This window comes from Mariniflexile sp., from assembly GCF_041583155.1.
Lineage (GTDB): Bacteria > Bacteroidota > Bacteroidia > Flavobacteriales > Flavobacteriaceae > Mariniflexile.
This window is the reverse complement of record NZ_JBFHGK010000048.1, coordinates 1-21,964: the sequence shown is the minus strand read 5'-3', so window position 1 is coordinate 21,964 and position 21,964 is coordinate 1. Positions and strand designations below refer to the sequence as shown.

Below are 21,964 nucleotides of genomic sequence, written 5' to 3'. Positions count from 1 at the left end.
ACTATTTCTCTATTTTTTCTTTGGTGGTTTCTAAATACGCTTTCCCCCATTTTTGGCAAGGTTCTAAATGGTTTCCTTCAGCCCATTCGTTCCAAGCATTTATAAATAAAAACGATTCCGGCATACGTTTCCAAGGGTAATTTTTCACAATATAATCCAACCAGTTTCCATATTTTTCTGGAGTTGAATTATGAAGTACAAAATAATTTTCTTTGCGCCTTGCTGTATTATCCCATCCTGGAGTTATTGATGGATATTCATTTTCTTTAAAACCCGTTTTCATTTGAAGCTTTGAGAATGCTTCGTAATCATACACCAAACGATATTTATCTATCACCGGAAGTTTTAATTTATGTAATAATGAATTAAAATAGCGTTTAAAAACACCATTTTTTATAGAACTAGGCCTATTTGAAAAATTTGGTTGAAAATCGAATGAAAAATCAAAACCATCATCATTTTTCAAGGTTTCATAATCTGTATTTTTTGCATAACCAATATATAAATCTTCAAAACCGGCCTTTTTTACTTCATGTCGCCATAGTTTAATGGTTTCTTGAATATCAGGAAATAAATTGGCTCTATAAACAATAAAAACGGGCTTTCCTTCAACTTTAATATACCTGTCGTCTTTAAAATAAGAGATAAGAACTTGTATGTGTTTTAAATCGTCTTCTAAGGAATAATTTTGTTGCAACAGCACGTCTTTATCACCTCCATTCCAAATGCGTGTCCAGTTTTCATTAGCCCAACACAACATAAAAGGTAAATCCTCATTTGGATTCGCTAGTTTTCTATTTAAGGGTGCTTCTAAAATTCGCTTAGAATTAAACCAATAATGATAATAACAAAACCCATAAATACCATGAGCTTTAGCTAGTTGCTCCTGTGCAATTCTGGCTTCTTCTAATCTTAAATCATAAAAACCTAAATCGGCAGGCAAATGTGGCTGATAATGGGATTTAAAAAGTGGTTTCGCTTTGGCTACATTTGTCCATTCGGTAAACCCTTCTCCCCACCATGCATCATTTTCCGGAATGGGATGAAATTGAGGAAGATGTATGGCTATAGGTTTAATTTTTTCTGACATATTTGTAAAAATAAGCAAGTTTTGAGTAAACTTTGGATTTTAATTTCTTTAAAAAAGGCACTCTATTTTTATTATAAATTTCGCTGTATTTTGCTCTTACAATTTTTACTAAATCGGGTTTTCTTTCATTTTTAAAAAACACTTCTAAATACTTTGCTGCTTTTAAAAAACCTTGTTTCATGGCCACAAAATCAGTTGACATTGAACCATTCCGAATTCTATAGTAACTTAACACTTCAGAATTACAAATAATACTTTCAGAATAATAAAACAATAGAACCCAAAAAAACCAATCTTCATGGTTTAATAACTCAACATCAAATTTTAATTTGTACTTATCTAATAAAGAACGACTAAATATAACGGTATGAGGAGGAAAAGATTTTCGATATTCCCAATCCCAAATAATTTCACTTTTATAATTTGATTTTGAAAAAACAGGTGTTAAATATTTATACTCAGCAGCTTTTAATATATTACCATCAACAAATGAAAAATAATCTGAAATTGAAATATCTGCTAGTTCTAAATCTTTAAGTTGAATTTCGAATTTGTTAAATTTAATCAAATCGTCGGCATCTAAAAATTGAATATAGCTTCCAATTGCCACCTTTAAACCAGCATTTCTAGCACTACTTAAACCACCATTGTCTTTATAAACATACTTAAAGCGATTGTCTAATTTACACCATTTTTTAGCAATTTCAGCTGTATTATCCGCACTACCGTCGTTTACAATTATACACTCCCAATTAGTATAGGTTTGATTTAACACAGAAGACAAGGCATCATCTAAATATTGGGCTTGATTATAACACGGAATAATTACAGACACTTTATTTCTCATGATATTTTATATGGCATACGATTTATAGTACTAATATAATTTATAGTAACTAATTAATAAGGAATAAAAATTTAATCTGTTTTTATGCCTAAATTTTATATTAAACAACTCATTAGGATTTAGGGAATTTTTATTACTAATTATATATAGAATTAAAACAATCAAACCCTTTTATTATCTTCCAACTAGGTAAAAACTGCTTGTTTTTATCATAACCAGAAATTCTAGAGACGAAATTTGGAACATAAATTTCATTTTCATCCTTATATAAACTATTACTAATATATCCTGCCCAATAAGCAAATGTTGAATTTGTCATTAATATCTTTTTAGCTGTGGAAAGATTTAAAAATGCTTCTATTGGTTTTGATTCTGAAAAATCTAACCTATCTGTATGAGCAATTAAAAATTGCAAGTTATCCTTACACCATTTTATATCATCAGATTCAACAACTATCCATTTTTGATAATTAACATTTTGACTAATAAAACAAAATTGAAGAAAACCAACAATATCAAAACCATAAAAAGACTTATATAGACTATTGGAATAATAATCCCCTCGTCTAACATGAATGTATAAAATATCTTTTTGCTCTTGTTTATTTTTATAATCTATCACTAGATTATTATTTGAAAAATATTTTTGAATAAACTGCTGTAATTCTTGTAAACTAAAATCTTCATATATAAACTGATGATAATTTGTAACTTCCTGATCCTCTAAAAATTTAACAGATTTTATCTGTTTTTTTAAATCAGGAAAATAATCAAACCAATATTGAATTTTATCATTTGAAGTAAGTAACTTCTTTTTTTTTATTTCTGCCTGAACTAAAAAATACAAAATATTGCCCCATTGCACATGTCTAGGAAGAATAATATATTTTGAAGTATTACTATATAGAACTTTAGATTTAAATTTATAAAAGACTTTAAAAGACTTTCTTTTTAATGCATATAATTGATAGTAAAGATTATTCTGTGGTTTTATTTTCATAATCAGGAAAAGTAGAAAAGCTAGAAAAAGATTTTTAAAACGAATTTAAAAAATTATAATAAAAACGGCTTATTATTTAATCTATAATAACTTTAATTTTTATATGCCGTTATAAAATCGGCGGCTTCCCCTAATTAAAACTGCTTAATTTTAAAAAAAATCATTAACTAAACAGTTATGCCTTTGTGATATTACTTATATTAAAAAGCAAAACGAACATAACTTACCTAGCTTTAGTAAAAGATGCCTATTTAAAAAACAATGGGTTACTCAATAATCATATATGAACATCCCTTTGCACAGATATGCTAAAAATGGTTATTAAAAACAGAAATTATCCAAAGCAAATATTGAAGGCACCACTATTGAGGATTCCGGTACTTCATCCCTAATTACACACATCTAGCCATAAGCAATAGAATTACAATTGGTATGACCGAACAACACTACCCCTATTAAAACGCTGTTTCAGAACGTTTTAACAGAAACCTTAAATATGAATGCGGATTAAAACAAACCATTAAAAACAAAGCTTTATCTCAAAAAATGACCAAACAAGCTGTTTAAATTTATAACAATGTTAGAACTCATTTTAGTCTAAATCTTTAAAAAAACCAAATGAAGCACCTTTAAATCCAACTATTAATTATAAATTCTATCGAAAAAATAAATTAAATTTACCTCTATTAACGATTTATAAAACCTAAAAAAGGTCAACCTATAACAGTATAATCCTTATTTATGAGCAAATCAATTATTAAAGGTTTCAAAGGAATAATAAATAGTGTCTACTATAAACAGTTCCTTAGATTATACTATCTACACAATCAAGATTTTGTATTTGTTACAGGTGCAGATAGTTCACACTATAAAAGTCTATGCCAGCTCTTATCTAGTCTATTAAAGTATGAGTCAAAAAGCAAAATAGTTGTTTATGATTTAGGATTAACAAATACTGAAATAAATTATATAAATACCAATTTCTCTGCCATTGAATTAAGATTATTTGATTATTCTAAATATCCTAAATATATGAATATCAAAATAAATGCTGGTGAATATGCTTGGAAACCAGTTATTATAAATAATGTTATGAACGAATTTAAGTCTACCGTTTGTTGGCTAGATGCAGGGAACTTAGTAATAGAACCTTTGCTTAAACTTAAAATAATGACAAGAAAGCTTGGTTTTTATTCCCCATACTCATGTGGCAGTATATCTGATTGGACACATCCTAAAACACTTAATTATTTGAATGCCTCAAAATCTATACTTAATTACATTAATTTAAATGGAGCTTGTGTTAGTGTTGATTACAGCAATAAGAAAGCTAATAAATTAATAAATACATGGGCGACTAATGCATTAATAAAGGAATGCATTGCGCCTGAAGGAAGTGGGAGGCATAATCATCGCCAAGATCAAGCTGTCTTATCAGTATTGGCATATCAATCAGGTTTAGGTCAAAAGATGATAAAAGATTATTTAGGATTTAAGATTCACCAAGATATTGATTAAGTAATTTGTCGTCAGCATCTCTCATTTATCATTATAGTACTTTAATTAGTAAACTTGAGAATTAATGATTATAAATTGATACCAAAACATAAACTGTATTAAAACACAGCTTATACAAAACGTTATAATTAAAATGATGTATATGTTTTCTCAAAATAGGTTGACATTAATCCTAACTTTACAATATCTAACAAATACTAATCACCAGTAATTTTTAAACTGCAATGCTCTCTTTTCTACCAAATGCCAAGACAAATACCCAAACACAATTAAAAGCATTATAGAAGTTAACATTAAAGTATAATTCTGCATTTTAAAAAATACATTAAATATGAATTATTTAATTTCTAGTTTATCTCTCAATTTCATCAATGGTATTTCAAAATACTTATAAGTTATAATAGATATAAATATAGTTAAAAACCAAAAGAGAACATTTTTAGAAATTAGTGCTATATGGCTATTAAAATTTGCTAAAATTCTCCAATCAATTTTTATAATAATCCACTCCAAAACAATGGTATAATTTACCAAATACATAGAGTATGATATTAAACTTATAATTGTAGTGTATTTATAAATAAAACCTCGTCCATTTTTTAATAAACTTAAATAAGGTAATAAAAATAAAGTTGCGATGGATACAACTGAAAATGAAAATACGCAATCATATAATCCAAATTGACTGAAATTTAAAAAATTAAATTTAGTTAACGTAAAAAGAAATAAACCAATAACAAACAATTGAACTTTATATTTACTCCAAAAATTAAAGTAATTAATATAAATGTAGGCACCTATTAAACCATACATTAAACTATCTAACCTAGTTAAAATTTGAGTTCTTAACATTGAATTCCAAGTTTCAATATTATCAATAAATAACGAAGAAAATCTATAATATCTAAAAAGTGTTGTGAATAAAATAATTGCTGCTACAGTTATTAAAATTGATTTATCAACTGATAATATAAAAACTCTTATTAATATAAATATTATTAAGGGTGTAATAATATAAAACCATTCTTCAATACTCAAACTCCAAGCCTCAGGAAAAAAATTTGGATGAATATGAAATAAGTTTTGTGAAAATAGAAAATATTTATAGTAATCAAAAGGATTAAAAATTTTATTAAATATTACATTTAAAAAAACAACCAGTGTTAATATTAAATAATAATTGGGAAGCGTTCTAAACCATCGCCTAATCCAAAAATTTAGAATCACCTTAAAACTTATACTTTTCTCCTTAATAATTTCAATTAAAATTCGACCTATTAAAAAACCACTAAGGACAAAAAAAATACTCACTCCATCAAATAGAAATAAATCAATGTATTTGTAAGTCTCAGATTCCATAAGATTACCTCCATGCCCTGCAACTACAAACAAAATTGCAAATGCTCTTATAATATCTAACCCATAAACCCTATCGGGATTGATGTCAATTTCAAAAAAACTCTTCAATTTCAAAGTATCTGTTTTTTAAATAAAAAGAAAGAATAAAACTAAAATTATACCTGTTTTGAATACTATAATTTTTGAAATAAACGATTAGAACTTATAGGGTTTGTTAAAAATAAATTTAATCAAATATACATAGCGTTTAAAGGCATAATAAACATTTAAAAAAAACACTTTAAATGCCTGAAAAACAGAACCAACAAACCCTTTTGATGCACTAAAAAAACTAACATCTTTATGCCACAATTGATAATTACCAACCACATCGTTTTTAAACCTAAAAAACAATTGTTCTTTAGTTCGTTTAATCTCGTATGCAAAAATAGATGGTACAAAATCGATATCGTAACCTGCTTTTAAAACCCTAACAGTCCATTCTTTATCTTCGAACGTGGGCACATCTTCCCTAAATGGGTGTTGTTCCCATACAATTTTACTAAATGCTGAACCAGAAAATATCAACCCTGATTTGTTGGGATCTTGTTTTGCTGAAATGTTATTGATATAATTTTTATAATCGTTGGGTTGATGTAGGCATCGTAAACCCGCCAAATTAGGATTTTCTTTGAACTTTGCTTTAATCAACTTGAAAAAATCGTGACTTACTGGATAGGAATGGGCACTAAAAATGACAATAATAGGGTTTTTAGCTTCTTTGGCACATAGGTTTGCACTTCCTCCAAAACTAAAATTCTTAATGGTTACAAATCTTGCTCCAAATTTTTCAGTTACTTCTTGACTGCTATCAACTGATAGGTTATCTACAACTATAATTTCATCTATATCATCAGTATAGCGTTCTGTTAAATTTTTCAACAAAAACTGCAAAGTATCCGCTTGATTTTTATTTCTAATAACAACTGAAATCATTTAGTCTTCAATTTATTTAATAACTTGAATGGTTTTAAAAACAAGTTACCAATTTTATATTCTAATGACGTTTGTAATTTGGTTTCACTATTTCTATATAGATTCGCTAGAAAAAACATATAATCTAGTGTGCTATCAAAATGTTTTATGTAAAGGTCTTTATGCTTTTTAAACACGTATTCCATATTAGTTATTCTATGATATTGTAGTGTATCTGTAAGCATTGAATGTTTGGTTCTTCTATAATAAAACAAGAATTCTTCAACAAACTTGAAATTCCAGCCTTGTTTAGTAATGGCGACCCAAAACTCCCAATCTTCAAAACCATTTGTCATGTTTTCATCATAACCACCTACTAGTTCCCAACACTTTTTTCTAAATAAAGAGGAAGGCATTAGAATGTTTTCGAACATTAAAGCATGATAAGTTGTCCCTTCTGCTTTATACCTATATATAATGTTTGATTTTTTTCCTTCAAAAAACTCTCTGTAACATGAAACTATACCTAAAGACTTGTCTGATTTCAATACTGGTAGGACCTTAGATAAATAATTTTCATGTAATATATCATCGGAATCAAACACTAAAATAAACTCACCTTTACTTATTTTTATACCAGCATTTCTTGCACTGGGCAAACCTCCATTTTCCTTATATAAATAACTAAAGCGCATGTCTTTATTGCACCATTCCTTTGCTATATCTTCTGTATTATCAGGACTTCCATCATTTACTATAATGCATTCCCAATCAGTATGGGTTTGCGCTAACACAGATTGTAACGCTTCACTTAAAAAGTGGGCTTGTTTGTAACAGGGAACTATTATAGATACTAACTCGCTCATTTAAAATTTATTTAGCAAACCTAATTTAATAAGTAATCTTATTTTTTTTGACCTCCGTAAATTATGAACGATAGTCATGTATTTTAACACATCATCTAAATCATTCATAAATAATGAGTAAGACTTTTTTAATACAATTTGCTTCTCTTCTTCTATTATCTTTAAATTTTCTAATTTAGAACTAATTCCATCTTGATAAAACACAGTTAAGATTTTATCTATATGCTTATGCGATGCATTATGTTTGCAAATAGCATCTAAAAAAAACTTCCAGTCAGAAACTATCATAAATTCTTCATTAAATAAACCCAATGTTTTTAATAGATTAGCTTTTATAAAAGAAGCTTGATGTGGTAAATTATCTTTTAAAAAGTAAGCAAAAGATAAAGTATCTGGATATTCTTTAATAAATGATTTAGTTTTTGCAACAACTTTTTGGTTAAAATAAATAATATCATAATTTTCAACACTATTTATATTCTTCTCTAATACTTTATTATTAAAAAAATGATCGCCACTATTTAAAAAAAGAAGGTATTCGCCGGTTGCTTTTAAAATGCCTTTATTCATGGCATGGTAAACTCCTTTATCGGGTTCGCTTACCCAATAATTTATATACTCTGTATTTTCTTCTAAAAATTCTTTACTACCATCGGTAGAGCCACCATCTATAACCAAATACTCAAAATCTTGCCAAGTTTGATTTTTAACACTTTCAAACGTGGCTATTAAACCTTGAAGATTATTGTAATTTACGGTTATGATGGATAGTTTATACATGCATTACTACTATTTAAACAAAAATGGGAAAAGTTTTTGTCTAAGCCTCACAATTGGAAAATATTTTATGGTTAATGAAGTAAATATAAACTCTGGATTTTTAAAAACCAATTGAAACCAATAACCGACATCTTTTATCAAGCTATGATTCTCTCTATACCTAACAATCCACATATATTTAAAAATGCTGTCTATTTTTTTTAAAGACACCTTACTTTGGCTACTCCAAGCAATAACCGATTCGTATAGTTTCATATTATAAATTTTATACAAATCGGTTTTAGTATAAACATTAGTTTCATGAATCCCTCTTTTTGCTACAGCCTCGTTAATTTCACTAGGCTCCATAGTACACCCCAAAGCCATTTTGTATATAATATCAGAATCTTCAGCAACTTTAAGAGACTCATTAAAAAATCCAATGGTATTAAAAACCGATGCTTTTAAAGTAATACCATTTAGGTGTAAATATCCATATTTACTTGATATAACAGCATCAAACAACTCGCTGGGTGGTAATTTTTTCGAAATGGTATTAAGTTTAAAATATGGTTTTTCAGAATCTGAAATAGCTCTATAAAAATGAAAGCCAACAGCATTATAAACGCCATCGGCATTTATATTATTTTCAAATATCCTTTTATCATTAGTAAACCTATTTGGCAAATAAAAATCGTCGGCATCTAAAAAAGCAATATAATTTCCATTTGCTTTTATGATTCCTAAGTTTCTTGTTGCAGAACGTCCTTTATTGATTTTATTAAGATGGTGAAATACTTTTACTTTGGGATATTCCTCTTGTAGTTTGTTTAATATGGCTTCGGTGGAATCCGTACTTCCATCATTTACAACTATAACTTCCAAAACTTCTGGCTGTTGAAGAGCTGATAGTATAGCTTTTTCAATAAATGACTCAACATTAAAAGCTGGAATTATTACTGAAACCGAAAAAGTCATTTACTTAGATAAAACTTTATGTTTAAACAAAAATGGGAAAAGTTTTTGTCGGAGTCTAATTATTGGAAAATATTTTACACTTAAATATGAAAAAAAACATTTGGGTGTATTATAAAACAAATAAAACCAATGCCTTATATAACCTAACAAAGAATTCTTCTCTTTATACTTTAAAATCCAAATCCACTTTAATAAAATATCAATCTTATTAAAGGGCACTTTGTTTTTTCCGCTCCAAATAAATACCGACTCATACATTTTTATGTTATAAATTTGGTACAAATCCTCTCTATTAAAAATGTTATTATTATGAATTCCACGCTTGGCTAATGGCTCTTCAATAATACTAGGTAATAATTGACATTTTAAAGATATTTTAAAAATCAAATCGGAATCTTCTGCAACCATTAAGGATTCGTTAAAAAGCCCAACCTCTTCAAAAACCTCTCTTTTTACGGTTAAACCATCTAAATGAATATAACCATACTTTCCGCAAATTAAAGATTCGAAAAGCATATCAGGGCTTATTTTTTGAGTAACGGTATTAAGTTTAAAAGAACCTTCGTCTTCTATTATCTCGCGATAAAAATGAAACCCTACAGCATTATAAACGCCATCAGCGCTTTTGTTATTTTTAAAAATTAATTGGTCATTTTTAAATCGGTTTTCTAAATAAAAATCATCAGCGTCTAAAAATGCAATATAGGCTCCGGTAGCCTTTCGTATCCCTAAATTTCTGGTGGCCGAACGCCCTTTGTTAATTTTATTAGGATGATTGTATAATTTTATTTTCGGGTTTTCTGCTTGCAATTGCTTTATAATGGCTTCACTAGCATCGGTGCTGCCATCGTTTACCACCACGACTTCGCATACCTCGGGTTGTATTAAAGCCGACCTAATAGCATTTTCTATAAATTGCTCGCAGTTATAAACTGGAAGGACAACAGATACTGAAAAAATATTTATCATGTTTAACTAAAATTTGGACGAATAAAACAATATCCTTTTCCGAAAAAAAAATTGCTGATTATCCATAATGCATAATTAAATGCTTTTTTAAAAAAACAATAACTCAACAACCTTTTTAAGACGTTTATTTGAACCCTACTAATTGCTCTCTTTTTTTGGAAACCGTAATTGTGCTTAATAATACGCTTAAAAACTATTTTTATAATGGGTTTTGGCGCTGTTTCTTTAATGTCATCTAGTAAAACCAAATCATTGAACAACAGTTCTTCTTTTCTTTTAATTTCATTTAGTTTCAATTTTTCTTGAATAGAATTTTTGTGAACCCTTCTATACGCTAGACACTCATGAATGAATTTGCCCCGTGGATTTTGAAGTAGGTACCTTGAGAAAAAATTATATTCTTGACTAGACATTAAAACTTTGTTAAAACGCAGGTTTTTTATGGAAGATTTTAATACCATAACATCCATGGTAACCCAATTTATTAAACCTTTAATGTAATTTTCGGATGTCAATTCCTTGTTTAAATTGTCAAATTCAAACATTAGAATTTTATTTCCTTTTTCATCAAAATCAAGCGAATAGGAAACAACAAAATCTAGAGATTCATTTGCAAGTATTTCAACTTTTCTTTTAATAAAATCTTTATGCATGATATCATCACTATCAAACCAATTAATATACTTTCCTTTACTTAAATCTAATCCATAATTCCTGGAGGTATTAGCTCCTTTTAGCAAATTCATAGGTTTTAAGTAATATCTGAACCGTGAATCTTCTTTTATATAGTTCTTTATAATTTCAGTAGTGTTATCAGTTGAAAAATCATCTACAATAATACATTCCCAATTAATATAACTTTGCTGTTTAATTGAATTCAATGTCTCAATTATAAGATGCGCCCGATTATAAGTAGGAATGATTATGGAAATTAAAGGGCCGCTTATCATACTGAGGCTTCTTCTAGAAGGTTATCAATAACATCTATATGCCTTTTTAATGTAAAATGGGTTTTTATTCTATTCTTTCCATTATTACCCAAATGCATTGCCAATTCCTTATTGTTCAATAGGAGTATCATTTTTTCGGCCATAGCATCTACATCATGCTCTGTAACCAAAAACCCTGTAGTTTCATTTAATATCACATCTGGAATACCTGCATGTATTGTAGATATAACAGGAAGTCCGGCTGCACTAGCTTCTAAAACTGCTAATGGAGTTCCTTCCATATCACCATCTTCTGCAGTAATAGAGTGCTGTACAAAAGCTAAAGAATTAGATAACAACTCTCTATATTCAAAAGGAGTAATTATACCTAAAAGCTTTACATTCGATTCTAGTTTATACATCTGTATAAGATTTTTACAAACGTTAAATAATATTCCATTCCCTGCAATAAGTAATTTTGCATTTGGATATTTTTCAACTACTTGTTTAAAAGCTATTATTGTATAGTAAGGTGCTTTTTTATCTGTAAGCCTACCTACAAAAAGAAATTGTTGCTTTGAAAAGTTTGGATTTACTAATTCATAATCTGGATGAGGACCATAAACATTGTATACAACTTTTGATTTAGGGCAACCCATACTTATTATTTGTTGTTCCATTTTTTTAGAAACAACAATAATTTTGGCAGCTGCTTTAAATACTTCATCATAACAATTACAATCTTTAATTACTGCCTTTACACTTGCATCATAGCCATGAAAATGAACTATGAATGGTAATTTTGATTGTTTAAATATTTTTAATAGATTATATGCATGTGTCCCGTACTCAACTAACAAAACATTTATATTATTTTTCTTTAATGACAGTAACAAAGAAATATCATTAACATAAGTGTGTTGCTTCTTTGTTAGTTTTCTTATTATATTTAAAGTGATTCTTTTAAATTTAGAAATTAATCTAGGTGTTCCTTCAAGTTTCACATCTCCTTTACTTCCGTAATAGTAAAAAATATTCCCTTTTAAATAGGCTTTATGGGCCTGTATAAAAGTTTCGGAATACGGATTTTGATTTGGTGAAAAAATGGCAATATTCAATTTAATATAATTTTCGTTTTAATTTCTTTATTGTTCTATACACAAACCATGCTAATTGCTTTATAAAAGAATTTTTGACAGGGTTTACAACATGTTGCTCACTTCTAGATGGTATATGCATCCCCTTTTCAAAAAAATGGACTATAATATCTACATCATCATATTTTAACAAATTGTCACGATACTGCTCGATGTATGGCTGCAGTAGTACATCATTTTTCCATAAGTAAACGCCTTTTAGCATCGAATTGGTAATGTGCAAAAAAACTATAGGTTCAGTATTATTTATTAACACATTTCCATCAGGTTGAAGTACACGCTTACAGTCTATTAAATTCCAATTTGCCACATTGCACCCTTTATGGGTTATGTGTCCAACGTCTTCAAATCTTGTAGGAAAGATATCTAAATAGCGTTGGTCTACGTAAAAACCTTCACTTCTATTTACCTCACAATTAAACAAACATAATTCTGTCCAATAAGTTAATGCTGCCTGCCCACCTTGTGAAGCTCCAATAAACCCTCCATTATATATCCCATCTAAAAAATTTAATTTAAAGTTTTCCATATCTAAATTCGGGTAGCTAGAGCGCCAATGCGGCGAAAGTAAAATACTAAACTTTTTAAGTTCCTCAAACAAAAACCTATAATCATTATAAAAATAAATATCACTATCTACATAAATAGCCCTTTCGTAACCATGGTTTAACAATTTAATAAGTAGTTGTGATTTCATTCCCCATCGATATGCATCATGATAAGAAGTAAAATATTTTTCTTTTAAAAGTATAGATAGTTCATTTTTAAAAGAAGCTTCATAATAGATAGTAACATGTTTTCTTGATAGTAATTGGACTTCTACACTGTGAGGCAATTTGCCATTGCTAACAAACACACAAAAATGAATACTTTCCTGTTGCTTTATTAGTGAATCATGTAAAACTAAAGCATAATGCCCGTAATTTTTAGTTATAAGAGTACAAACAACTTCTTTCATTTTTTTTCTTTTAGCCTAAAAAACATCAAAAAATCTACAGGAAAACCTAATTCCTTTAATGTTTTTTTAGGGAAAAATCTCTTTTTCTCATGCCATTCATTAAGAACCCATAAATATTTATTTCTATTAAGTAATCTACTAAAAAAACTACTATTAGCTAGAAATATTTCTAAATACTCACTAATTCGCTGGTTTTCTAAATGAAATGTTTTAACCGTTTTTGTAGAATCCAAATGTCTTCTAAAATAATTCAATTCGTTGTGGTCATATGCTATGTTTCCTTGTTTTAAAATTTCAATCCATATATACCAGTCACCACAAAATTTCATGTGTATTGGATAATGAACCCCCATAATAGCACTTTTTTTAAATACAACAGCACTTGCATTGGTAATTGCATTTCTATAACGTATAAATCGTTTTATCTCATCTTTTCCTCTGTTCAAAAAACTATTAGTCCATCGCTTGCTATCTAACGCATCTGCCCACGTGTGCCTTCCCAATTTTTCTCCTTGATTATTAATTACAGTAGATGCACAATAAGCTAAAACCGTTCTTTTATCATCAAACAATTTTAATAACTGCTCTAAAAAATTCAATTCACAATTATCATCACTTTCCGCAATCCAAATATAACAACCTTTTGCTAATTCTATACCTTTTTGCCATTGCTTAAAAGGGCTACCAGAGTTAGTTTCATTAAAAAGGCAGTGAGAAACCTTTGGATGTTTAGAATATTCTAATAAAATGGATTGACTAGTATCGGTACTACAATCATCCAACAATATAACCTCTATATGTTGATAACTTTGGTTAAATATGCTTTCCAACCGTTGTTCTAAAAACCTAGCATGATTGTAATTAGGGACTATTACAGATATTAATGGCTCACTCATAGCATATAAATAGATTGCTAAAATAGGAATTAAAATCAATAGTTTTCCTTTTGGGGCTATAGGTATATGATAGTGCAATTAATCGAAATCCTATATAAAAGGAATATTACAATTAAAACCAAATGCTAATTTTATTCAGAATGTCAGTCTGAGCCTGTCGAAGACTATAGCTAATACACATTTCAACAAGCTCAATGTGACAATGGATAAAGAAATAGCGACTTAACTATTTTAAACTACCCTGTTTTTTTAGAATTAATAAACTTCCAAACATCTTCACGGTCAAGGTTAAAATAATCACAATAGGCCTTTACACTTATATAGCGAGTATGGGGCAAGTTAAATTCTTCCCTAATATCTTTCATGATTTTTAGGGCTACCTTATCACTTACCGCATTTAAACGCTCAATATGTTCTCTATATAAGTATAACAGCATAGCTTAATTTCAGCGACTTACAAAGATAGTCCCAAATCTATCTATTACAATTGGTAAGTTATAAAGAGTTTTAAACAATTGGATCACAATAAATTGATTATCATTATATTATAAATTTGTCAACATAAAAAAGTCGATAAGTTTATTTAATAACTTAATAAAATCCCTTTTTACACTAAAAACATATCTTGTATTGTGCTGAAATAGTTATGCATCCCCTATAGATACCTTATAGATACCCTATAAAGACCCTTACAAATAGACACATGGTCATTGAGTAAAGACTTCGCATAATATCTAGCACAAAAAACAAACACTAAAACACTGAAAAACAACACATTAAACGAAAAACAAAGAGCAAAAAGGAATAAATCATACCCAAACACGCAATAAAAAGAAAAGCCAGTTATTGTTTTCCTGTAAACCATCTCAAGCAGGAACTATTTAAAAAAGCAACCAATTACCTGTTGTATTATTGCCTTATCAATACGAGTAATAATACTAGTTACCTACTTACAATTGATATAAAATTTTTGTATAACTAGCATAGTAAAAAAAGAACGCTATGCTTAAAACAACATTATCATGGCAAAATACAAGTCATTATTTAATGTAGAAGGGACCTTAGGAGAAGTAACCTTTTACAAAGGCAAAGACGGATATTATATCCGCAGCAAAGGCGGCGTAAGTAAAGACCGCATTTTAAAAGATCCTGCGTTTGCAAGAACACGCGAAAATCTTTCCGAGTTTGGTAATACTGCAACCAGTGGAAAACAGTTAAGGCATGCCATTAACGCATTACTATCCGATGCTAAAGACGCTAAGGTTACCTCAAGACTTACTAAAATATTGAGTTTAGTAAAAAATGAAGACATAACTTCTGCCCGCGGTCAACGAAGTGTAGCTATAGGCTTAGCAAACACCACAGGAAAGTCCTTATTGAAAGGTTTTAATTTCAACAAAAATGCCACACTCGATAGTGTTTTACAAGCACAATATAGTTTGGACACACTATCAGGTGAAGTTGTAATTAATAATTTAATACCCAATCAACAATTGGCAGCACCCATTGGGGCTACGCATGTAAGCCTAAGCACATCCTTTCTAAATTTAGATTTAGACAACGATGTTAAAGATTTACAAACAAGTCCTATTGTAAACCTTCCATTAAATGGCCTTGCTATAACAGTAACTTTAACGCCTCCAGCGCCTGCTATTGGTCCAGGTTTTAATTTTTACTTCTTAAAAGTGGCCTTTTTCCAAGACATGAACGGTATACAATACCCACTAAACAATGGCGCATTTAATGCTTTACAACTTATAGAAGTACTATAAACGTAAGTTCGATTTAATTATTAGCAAATGAATAATTAGTAAAATAGTGTTAATTATTAGATAGTTATATCCACGAAGCGAAGTATGAGCAACGAGGCTGTCTGAAAAGTGTTTAAAATTTAATTAGTCAGGTTGAGCTTGTCGAAACCGATATTAATTATTATTAAGTTATAATATTCCAACAAGTACAAGATAACACAGAACTGCATTTTTCAGACAGCCTCCTCATTGCTTTTACATTTTAAGAGGAATTTAAATGTTGCTAACTGCCTCTAGCAATTGTGGACAAATAATATCTGGAGTAAATTTAGAAAAGGCCTCTCTATTTAAAGCACCATGTTGTACTTTCAAACCAGGGCTATTGTAGTAACTCACAATCTTTTCAGCCATCAATTCAATATCTAAATAAGGTACTATATAGCCTCCTGCCTCTGCTAAAATCTCGTTAGTTCCCACAGCATTTTCAAAACTTACAATCGGTTTTCCGAGCATACCAACTTCTATACAAACCAATGGAAAAGGGTCTTCTCGCGAGGTCATAACAAACACATCAAAATTATTATAATATGATGCAGGGTTATCAACTTCTCCAACAAACTTAATAATACCATCTAAACCTAATTTCTTTAGGTCTTCCTGTAATATAATCTCTTCCGTTTTTGGCAAGGTGCCCACCCAAACAAATTGCATCTTACAATTAGGGTAATTTTTAGTTACATAGCGGGCTAGTTGCACAAAAACATCATGTCCTTTACGCCAATGTACATAGCCTGATGCACCAACAGTAAATACAGTATTTACTTTCTTTTCTTTTAAAAGATTTTCCACTTCTGAACATTCATAAACTACCTTAATATTGTTTTCATCAACAGACCAATGTTGTACTAAGTTTGCTTTTACTAAATGAGATGGGACTATAAATTGACTAATAGAAGTTATGTAACTTTCAAAATTAGGCAAACTTAAATTGATAATGGCTGGTAACTCATGCATATGTGCCACAACCTTGGCTAAACTATTTTTTTTTGAAATAGCCACAGCCAACGGAATAGATACTACTGTATTGGCATAGATAACATTGTAATGATTATTTGCTAGATTTTCAATAAATCTTTCTTTTAAATTTGGTCTTTTATAAAGTTTTAGTTTTAGTAATAAACGTTGCGCTATCGATAATTTTGTAGGCTGAGTTGCTAAGCTATAATCATAAAAATGGGTACAGTTTTTTTTAAATGCATCTGTTAATTGGCCTCCTTTTAAAGTAACAACATCAACTTCTATACTTGGAGTATTCTTATATAACCATTGCAAAAAAAGAAGTAGCACTTTAGGTGCTCCTGTGCGTGTTGTTTCGTGGGTTATAAAAAGAATTTTCATTTTAACTCATTAAAGGTTTAAATATTCCACTTTATAATTGTTAGCAAATTTTTTTATTCGATTATTCAATTCTTTATGAAGATATTTGTCTGAACCAATAGAAATAATTCTATTCGATTTATTAAAAAATAAAGGCCCACTCGAATTACCTGTTAAAAAAATTGTATTCATATCCTTAAATTCTTCACCAAACAATTCAATTGGTAATGATTTAAATTCATCCGAAACCACAAGTAATCTATCATCATTTATATTCTCAAAAATTTCAATTTTATGTTTTATATCTCTGGGGTGTGGTTTAAATAAAACTTTAGAATTCCCGCAATTGTTTAATGCATATTTTATGATTTGTTTGAAATAAGAAATATCGTTTTCGAATTTAACTCCTTCGTGTAAATGGTAATGTTGAGAAATTATTACATATGAAATTCGATTTTGAAGATATGCCTTTTCAAACCTTACAGATAATTCTATTTTTCTAGTGTCGCTTAAAATTACATTTATATCAACTTCTTTATAGATTCCAATTCTTTTGATATCTTCTTCTAAAAAAAAAGGAGAATAAATATTGGATGATAAAGGAAATTTTGTAATAGTATTTCTTAAATAAAAATAACGCCAATTAGTAAAATTTCTTTCAGGTAATTTATCAATAACTCCATCAGCTACAAAAACTATAGTTTTTGGCTTTAAATAACATAAAAGAACGTTATCTACTTCTACTTTAACCCTTACGGGAATTAATAATAAATCAAATTTTTTGTAAAATCTTAATAATGAAAATTTCTTTTCAACAACTTTAAAAAGTTTTGTGAATTTACCAGTGATAAAATATAAAATAAATTCCTTTTTAGAAAGCAAGATTGGATTTATATCAAAATGGATTTGACCAATATAAGTAATCCCATTATTATTGGATATTTGTCTAAAAAACACCTCTAAACTTTCACTAAATAAACCAACATATAACAAATATACATTACTTAAATCTGAGTGTTGCTTTTTTAAAACTGAAAGTTGAGTAATTAACTGACTACTTCCTGACGTGATAATAAGGGTTTTAATTCTCATTTTTTTTGAATACAAAATACCATGGCTCCAATTCTCCATTAAAGTTAAGCGGAGGGTTATCTATAAACCATTCCATTTCGTGAATATGAGACTTTGTTGGACCTATCTCTAAAATTTCTTTGTTAGTAGCACCTAATTTGATTGATTGCAATTTTTTAATAAACGTATCATCTTTTATGAAACCTGCGTTCTGAAATTGATTCTCCCACCAATCTCTATCCTTTAAGGTAATGTGATATTTATTAAAATTACTACTTGGTCTTAAACTTATAGTTAAAAAGATGATTTTTTTTGAAACTCTATAAAACTCATTAACAACTTCAGAAATATCTTCTTCTGGGATGTGTTCTAGTACTTCACTTGAAAAAATTACGTCAAAACTATTATCTGGATAAGGTAATTTTGCTAAACTCCCTTGAGTAACTATTTTTTTACTTAACAAATCTCTAGCATACTGCTTTAAAACACTTCTTGACAACTCAATTCCTCTAGCTGAATAACCTTTAGACAAAAAATACCTAACAACATCTGAACTTCCACAGCCTGCATCTAGAACAGTTTTAAACTCAAAATTATTTATTAAATTATCCACAACTGTAATACCATAATTCCAGGAATTATCACTCTTTTTATTTGTAATCCAATATTTGTCATAAAATGATAATTTTCCTGAATTAAAAATACTTTTTATTAATTTCATAAATTTATCATAAAAAGTATCATTATCATATCCTAATCTTTTATTGAGCTTATTAAAACCTAAATGTTTAAATTTTTTTAAAAATTCTTTATTCAAATAAAAATCATAATCAATCTTCTTATTAACTTTAGTTAAGCTTTCTTTATTTAAAGTATTCGAAATTTTAGATTCTAATTGAAACCTAGTTATTTTAATTCCTAAATACCGAATAATTTTCTCATATTCATAAATTTGTAACTCTCTTCCGTTTTCTCCAATTAGATTTTCAAACTTCACCTTTAAAACCTCCTGTTCATCTATCCAAGGAATTGTTTTATCAAATAATGATAACAATGAGTGACCATGTTCTTCTAAAAAGTCAGAAGCAAAAGTTTTATTGTTAATATTTTTTCTCCAATTACTATTATTTTCATAATTTACCCATCTAGTAGTTTTAGCTGTCCATAAATCAAATGATGCACAACACTTTTTTAAATCACGATAAATAAAAATAGTTTTAAAATCTGAAAGGTACTTTTTATTAAATGTTGAAAAATGTCCTACTGCAAATTGATTAGGCTTTATTTGATTTACAATTTTAGAAAATTCACTTTGAATTTTGAATTTTTCAGGGGTTTTTCTTGCTTCATTAATTGAACTTGCTTTGCTGTAATCTGAATATTCGTAATCATTTAAATGAATTTTAGAATTCTCAAACCCCAATTCACTTAAAAAATTTGAAATTAAATAAGTCCCTGACTTTGAAACTGAGCATAACATTATTTTCATTTATTAATCTTTTTCCAATTATGATTTAATTTTATTAAATGGCATATTCCTTCTCCTGAATAATTTACCTTAGGCTCAACTATATTAAAAGTTAATGTATTTGAAGTCCCGAAATAATCCTTTAATGTTTTTCCATATAAATCAAATTTGCCTAAATATCCACCAACAAGAAGTGGAACTTTTTCCAAAGTAAATTCGAAATTATTTTCTCCCTTTTCTAAATTAAATTCAAATTGATTATAATTTGATGAAACTGAAGCTAATCTTATACTCGAAAACTCAAGATGAAATATTAATCTTGCTTTCTCTATTTTAACATCTGAAAACACACTTATTTTGAAAGTAATATCGTCTTCAGTCTTAAAATCGTTTTCAATTTCATTTTCTTTAATAAAAATCTTAAATAATGGGTTAATTATATTCTCTTTTTTAGCTAAATTATTGTATAAACTCACCCCTTTTTCATTATTCCCTAAATATAATGGCCTCCCATTTTCCATTACCATAACACTATTACATAACCTCATAATATCAACCACACTATGAGACACCAATATGATAGCTACGTTCTTACTCACTACATTCATCAAATGGTTATAACATTTCATTCTAAATGCTAAATCCCCAACAGCAAGTACCTCATCAATAATCAACACATCCGGTTCCATTTGTGCGGCTACGGCAAAGCCTAAACGCACTTTCATACCAGAACTATAATTTTGCACAGGCATATCGATAAATTCTCGAATTTCTGCAAAATCGATTATATCTTCTACTTTTGCATCAATTTCCTTTTTGGTAAACCCCAACACCGCACCGTTGTTATAAATATTTTCACGACCGCTTAAAATAGGGTTAAAACCAGCTCCTAGTTCAATTAAAGCGCCAACGCGTCCTTTTATGGTTACCTTACCAGCATCAGGGTTTATTAAACCATTTAGTATTTTAAGCAAGGTGCTTTTTCCTGCCCCATTATGACCTATCAAGCCTAAACATTCGCCACGCCGAAGTTCAAAATTAATGTCTTTTACGGCCCAAAATTCTTTATAACGTAGTTGGCGTTCCTGCTTATTGCCTCGAATATTTGAAACCAAATCTTTTACACCATACCACAAACTTGTTTTTAAATCAATGCAGAATTTTTTACTTAATCCTTCAACTTTAACTAAAACTTCTTTCTCTTCCATATTAAGCACTTAAACGTTCAACTATTATGGGAATGGAAATTCTGTATAACATCAAACCAACAAAAAACAACAAAGCACTAATAACAAAAATAATAATAAAATACCCCAAATAATCAGTTGTTGTACCTAAAGCCAAAGATCTTGCCGTTAAAATTAATGCTGTGAATGGGTTTAACTCCATTATGGTTTTCATCACACCTGCTTTGGGTATGGCATAAACAACAGGTGTAATATACATTAACAAACTCAGGCCCATACTAACTATTTTACCTATATCGTTATAAATCATACTTACTGGAGTTAAAAACAACCCTATGGTATTACCAAACATAACGGCAACGATAATAGCAAATGGAAACAAGAATAAAGACCAATGAAACCCTATACCAAATAGAAAAATTAAAATTATTAATAAACCTATTTTTATGGAACTATTGAATAGTATTTTATAAATGCCTGATAACACTAAAGCTTCTTTTGGAAAATTGATTTTCGATATAATTCCTCTGGCAGCATTGGTACTTGAAGTAGGTGAGTTAATAGACTCGGTTATTATAGACCAAATCAAAGTTCCTGAGAACACAAATATAGGATATGGCACTCCTGTATCAGAAAGATTTACGGTACCCGTTAAATTTAAAAATATCCAAACAAATGCAGATGAAATTGGCGTAATAAATGCCCAAATTATTCCTAAATAAGACTGCCTATACTGCGATTTTATATCTCTAGTTGCTAACTGTTTTGCTAAAAAATGAGAACCAAAAAAATCTTTAGCTGTCTCTTTTAATAACTTGCCTATTTTTAAG

The 21,964-nt window shown here is 28.9% G+C and carries 21 protein-coding genes; 2 read left to right on the top strand and 19 right to left on the bottom strand.

The features are described from left to right. Position 1 precedes the first annotated feature (1 nt). From ABYI63_RS14540 to ABYI63_RS14530, 3 genes are all read right to left on the bottom strand, one after another. Positions 2 to 1,090: a glycoside hydrolase family 99-like domain-containing protein gene (locus tag ABYI63_RS14540; protein WP_372757310.1), complete on the bottom strand. Its 1,089-nt coding sequence runs from the start codon at positions 1,088 to 1,090 to the stop codon at positions 2 to 4. Further along, on the bottom strand, positions 1,074 to 1,937 hold the full coding sequence (locus tag ABYI63_RS14535; RefSeq protein WP_372757308.1) for a glycosyltransferase family 2 protein: 864 nt from the start codon (positions 1,935 to 1,937) through the stop codon (positions 1,074 to 1,076). The genes ABYI63_RS14540 and ABYI63_RS14535 overlap by 17 nt, the downstream gene beginning before the upstream one ends. A gap of 136 nt (positions 1,938 to 2,073) precedes the next feature. Then, positions 2,074 to 2,937, bottom strand: coding sequence for an alpha-1,2-fucosyltransferase (locus ABYI63_RS14530; RefSeq protein WP_372757306.1), 864 nt, complete (start codon positions 2,935 to 2,937; stop codon positions 2,074 to 2,076). Between the two features lie 741 nt (positions 2,938 to 3,678). Here ABYI63_RS14530 and ABYI63_RS14525 point away from each other — a divergent pair. Next, the gene (locus ABYI63_RS14525) at positions 3,679 to 4,455 is read left to right on the top strand and encodes a DUF1647 domain-containing protein (RefSeq protein ID WP_372757305.1); all 777 of its coding nucleotides are present in this window, start codon (positions 3,679 to 3,681) and stop codon (positions 4,453 to 4,455) included. A 336-nt stretch (positions 4,456 to 4,791) separates the two neighbouring features. Here ABYI63_RS14525 and ABYI63_RS14520 read toward each other — a convergent pair whose 3' ends face one another. The 11 genes from ABYI63_RS14520 to ABYI63_RS14470 form a co-directional block, all read right to left on the bottom strand. Further along, positions 4,792 to 5,928, bottom strand: coding sequence for an acyltransferase family protein (locus ABYI63_RS14520; protein ID WP_372757303.1), 1,137 nt, complete (start codon positions 5,926 to 5,928; stop codon positions 4,792 to 4,794). An 81-nt stretch (positions 5,929 to 6,009) separates the two neighbouring features. Next, complete coding sequence (locus ABYI63_RS14515) at positions 6,010 to 6,789, bottom strand: glycosyltransferase family 2 protein (protein ID WP_372757301.1); 780 nt, start codon at positions 6,787 to 6,789, stop codon at positions 6,010 to 6,012. Next, positions 6,786 to 7,634 (bottom strand): glycosyltransferase family 2 protein, encoded by an 849-nt coding sequence (locus ABYI63_RS14510; RefSeq protein WP_372757300.1) that lies wholly within the window; start codon positions 7,632 to 7,634, stop codon positions 6,786 to 6,788. Before ABYI63_RS14510 ends, ABYI63_RS14515 begins: the two co-directional genes overlap by 4 nt. Continuing rightward, positions 7,635 to 8,414 (bottom strand): glycosyltransferase family 2 protein, encoded by a 780-nt coding sequence (locus ABYI63_RS14505; protein ID WP_372757299.1) that lies wholly within the window; start codon positions 8,412 to 8,414, stop codon positions 7,635 to 7,637. Between the two features lie 9 nt (positions 8,415 to 8,423). After that, the gene (locus ABYI63_RS14500) at positions 8,424 to 9,371 is read right to left on the bottom strand and encodes a glycosyltransferase family 2 protein (RefSeq protein ID WP_372757297.1); all 948 of its coding nucleotides are present in this window, start codon (positions 9,369 to 9,371) and stop codon (positions 8,424 to 8,426) included. Further along, positions 9,372 to 10,340 (bottom strand): glycosyltransferase family 2 protein, encoded by a 969-nt coding sequence (locus ABYI63_RS14495; RefSeq protein ID WP_372757295.1) that lies wholly within the window; start codon positions 10,338 to 10,340, stop codon positions 9,372 to 9,374. Between the two features lie 2 nt (positions 10,341 to 10,342). Next, complete coding sequence (locus ABYI63_RS14490) at positions 10,343 to 11,290, bottom strand: glycosyltransferase family 2 protein (RefSeq protein ID WP_372757293.1); 948 nt, start codon at positions 11,288 to 11,290, stop codon at positions 10,343 to 10,345. Beyond that, the gene (locus ABYI63_RS14485) at positions 11,287 to 12,387 is read right to left on the bottom strand and encodes a glycosyltransferase (protein WP_372757291.1); all 1,101 of its coding nucleotides are present in this window, start codon (positions 12,385 to 12,387) and stop codon (positions 11,287 to 11,289) included. The genes ABYI63_RS14490 and ABYI63_RS14485 overlap by 4 nt, the downstream gene beginning before the upstream one ends. Before the next feature lies 1 nt (position 12,388). After that, the gene (locus tag ABYI63_RS14480) at positions 12,389 to 13,384 is read right to left on the bottom strand and encodes a hypothetical protein (protein ID WP_372757290.1); all 996 of its coding nucleotides are present in this window, start codon (positions 13,382 to 13,384) and stop codon (positions 12,389 to 12,391) included. Next, positions 13,381 to 14,319 carry a glycosyltransferase family 2 protein gene (locus ABYI63_RS14475; protein WP_372757289.1) on the bottom strand — a complete coding sequence of 313 codons (939 nt, stop codon included), beginning with the start codon at positions 14,317 to 14,319 and terminating at the stop codon, positions 13,381 to 13,383. Before ABYI63_RS14475 ends, ABYI63_RS14480 begins: the two co-directional genes overlap by 4 nt. A gap of 197 nt (positions 14,320 to 14,516) precedes the next feature. Beyond that, the gene (locus ABYI63_RS14470; protein WP_372757287.1) at positions 14,517 to 14,717 is read right to left on the bottom strand and encodes a hypothetical protein; all 201 of its coding nucleotides are present in this window, start codon (positions 14,715 to 14,717) and stop codon (positions 14,517 to 14,519) included. Between the two features lie 585 nt (positions 14,718 to 15,302). Between ABYI63_RS14470 and ABYI63_RS14465 the strand changes: the two genes are divergently transcribed. Next, the gene (locus tag ABYI63_RS14465; RefSeq protein WP_372757286.1) at positions 15,303 to 16,052 is read left to right on the top strand and encodes a hypothetical protein; all 750 of its coding nucleotides are present in this window, start codon (positions 15,303 to 15,305) and stop codon (positions 16,050 to 16,052) included. A 252-nt stretch (positions 16,053 to 16,304) separates the two neighbouring features. Here ABYI63_RS14465 and ABYI63_RS14460 read toward each other — a convergent pair whose 3' ends face one another. The 5 genes from ABYI63_RS14460 to ABYI63_RS14440 form a co-directional block, all read right to left on the bottom strand. Continuing rightward, entirely contained in the window at positions 16,305 to 17,429 is a 1,125-nt protein-coding gene (locus ABYI63_RS14460; RefSeq protein WP_372757284.1) for a glycosyltransferase, read from the bottom strand. 9 nt (positions 17,430 to 17,438) lie between these two features. After that, positions 17,439 to 18,500, bottom strand: a complete 1,062-nt coding sequence (locus ABYI63_RS14455) for a polysialyltransferase family glycosyltransferase (RefSeq protein WP_372757282.1) — start codon at positions 18,498 to 18,500, stop codon at positions 17,439 to 17,441. Further along, positions 18,490 to 19,968, bottom strand: coding sequence for a class I SAM-dependent methyltransferase (locus ABYI63_RS14450; RefSeq protein WP_372757280.1), 1,479 nt, complete (start codon positions 19,966 to 19,968; stop codon positions 18,490 to 18,492). Before ABYI63_RS14450 ends, ABYI63_RS14455 begins: the two co-directional genes overlap by 11 nt. Then, on the bottom strand, positions 19,965 to 21,155 hold the full coding sequence (locus tag ABYI63_RS14445) for an ABC transporter ATP-binding protein (RefSeq protein WP_372757278.1): 1,191 nt from the start codon (positions 21,153 to 21,155) through the stop codon (positions 19,965 to 19,967). The genes ABYI63_RS14450 and ABYI63_RS14445 overlap by 4 nt, the downstream gene beginning before the upstream one ends. A 1-nt stretch (position 21,156) precedes the next feature. Beyond that, positions 21,157 to 21,964: ABC transporter permease (locus ABYI63_RS14440; protein WP_372757276.1), on the bottom strand; the 808-nt coding region annotated here is incomplete at its 5' end.

Coding starts and splice junctions, on each gene's coding strand:
- ABYI63_RS14455 (WP_372757282.1), bottom strand. CDS start 18,500: ATGAGAATTAAAACCCTTATTATCACGTCAGGAAGTAGTCAGTTAATT.
- ABYI63_RS14465 (WP_372757286.1), top strand. CDS start 15,303: ATGGCAAAATACAAGTCATTATTTAATGTAGAAGGGACCTTAGGAGAA.
- ABYI63_RS14535 (WP_372757308.1), bottom strand. CDS start 1,937: ATGAGAAATAAAGTGTCTGTAATTATTCCGTGTTATAATCAAGCCCAA.
- ABYI63_RS14510 (WP_372757300.1), bottom strand. CDS start 7,634: ATGAGCGAGTTAGTATCTATAATAGTTCCCTGTTACAAACAAGCCCAC.
- ABYI63_RS14515 (WP_372757301.1), bottom strand. CDS start 6,789: ATGATTTCAGTTGTTATTAGAAATAAAAATCAAGCGGATACTTTGCAG.
- ABYI63_RS14460 (WP_372757284.1), bottom strand. CDS start 17,429: ATGAAAATTCTTTTTATAACCCACGAAACAACACGCACAGGAGCACCT.
- ABYI63_RS14540 (WP_372757310.1), bottom strand. CDS start 1,090: ATGTCAGAAAAAATTAAACCTATAGCCATACATCTTCCTCAATTTCAT.
- ABYI63_RS14490 (WP_372757293.1), bottom strand. CDS start 11,290: ATGATAAGCGGCCCTTTAATTTCCATAATCATTCCTACTTATAATCGG.
- ABYI63_RS14505 (WP_372757299.1), bottom strand. CDS start 8,414: ATGTATAAACTATCCATCATAACCGTAAATTACAATAATCTTCAAGGT.
- ABYI63_RS14500 (WP_372757297.1), bottom strand. CDS start 9,371: ATGACTTTTTCGGTTTCAGTAATAATTCCAGCTTTTAATGTTGAGTCA.
- ABYI63_RS14480 (WP_372757290.1), bottom strand. CDS start 13,384: ATGAAAGAAGTTGTTTGTACTCTTATAACTAAAAATTACGGGCATTAT.
- ABYI63_RS14450 (WP_372757280.1), bottom strand. CDS start 19,968: ATGAAAATAATGTTATGCTCAGTTTCAAAGTCAGGGACTTATTTAATT.
- ABYI63_RS14495 (WP_372757295.1), bottom strand. CDS start 10,340: ATGATAAATATTTTTTCAGTATCTGTTGTCCTTCCAGTTTATAACTGC.
- ABYI63_RS14525 (WP_372757305.1), top strand. CDS start 3,679: ATGAGCAAATCAATTATTAAAGGTTTCAAAGGAATAATAAATAGTGTC.
- ABYI63_RS14445 (WP_372757278.1), bottom strand. CDS start 21,155: ATGGAAGAGAAAGAAGTTTTAGTTAAAGTTGAAGGATTAAGTAAAAAA.
- ABYI63_RS14530 (WP_372757306.1), bottom strand. CDS start 2,937: ATGAAAATAAAACCACAGAATAATCTTTACTATCAATTATATGCATTA.
- ABYI63_RS14470 (WP_372757287.1), bottom strand. CDS start 14,717: ATGCTGTTATACTTATATAGAGAACATATTGAGCGTTTAAATGCGGTA.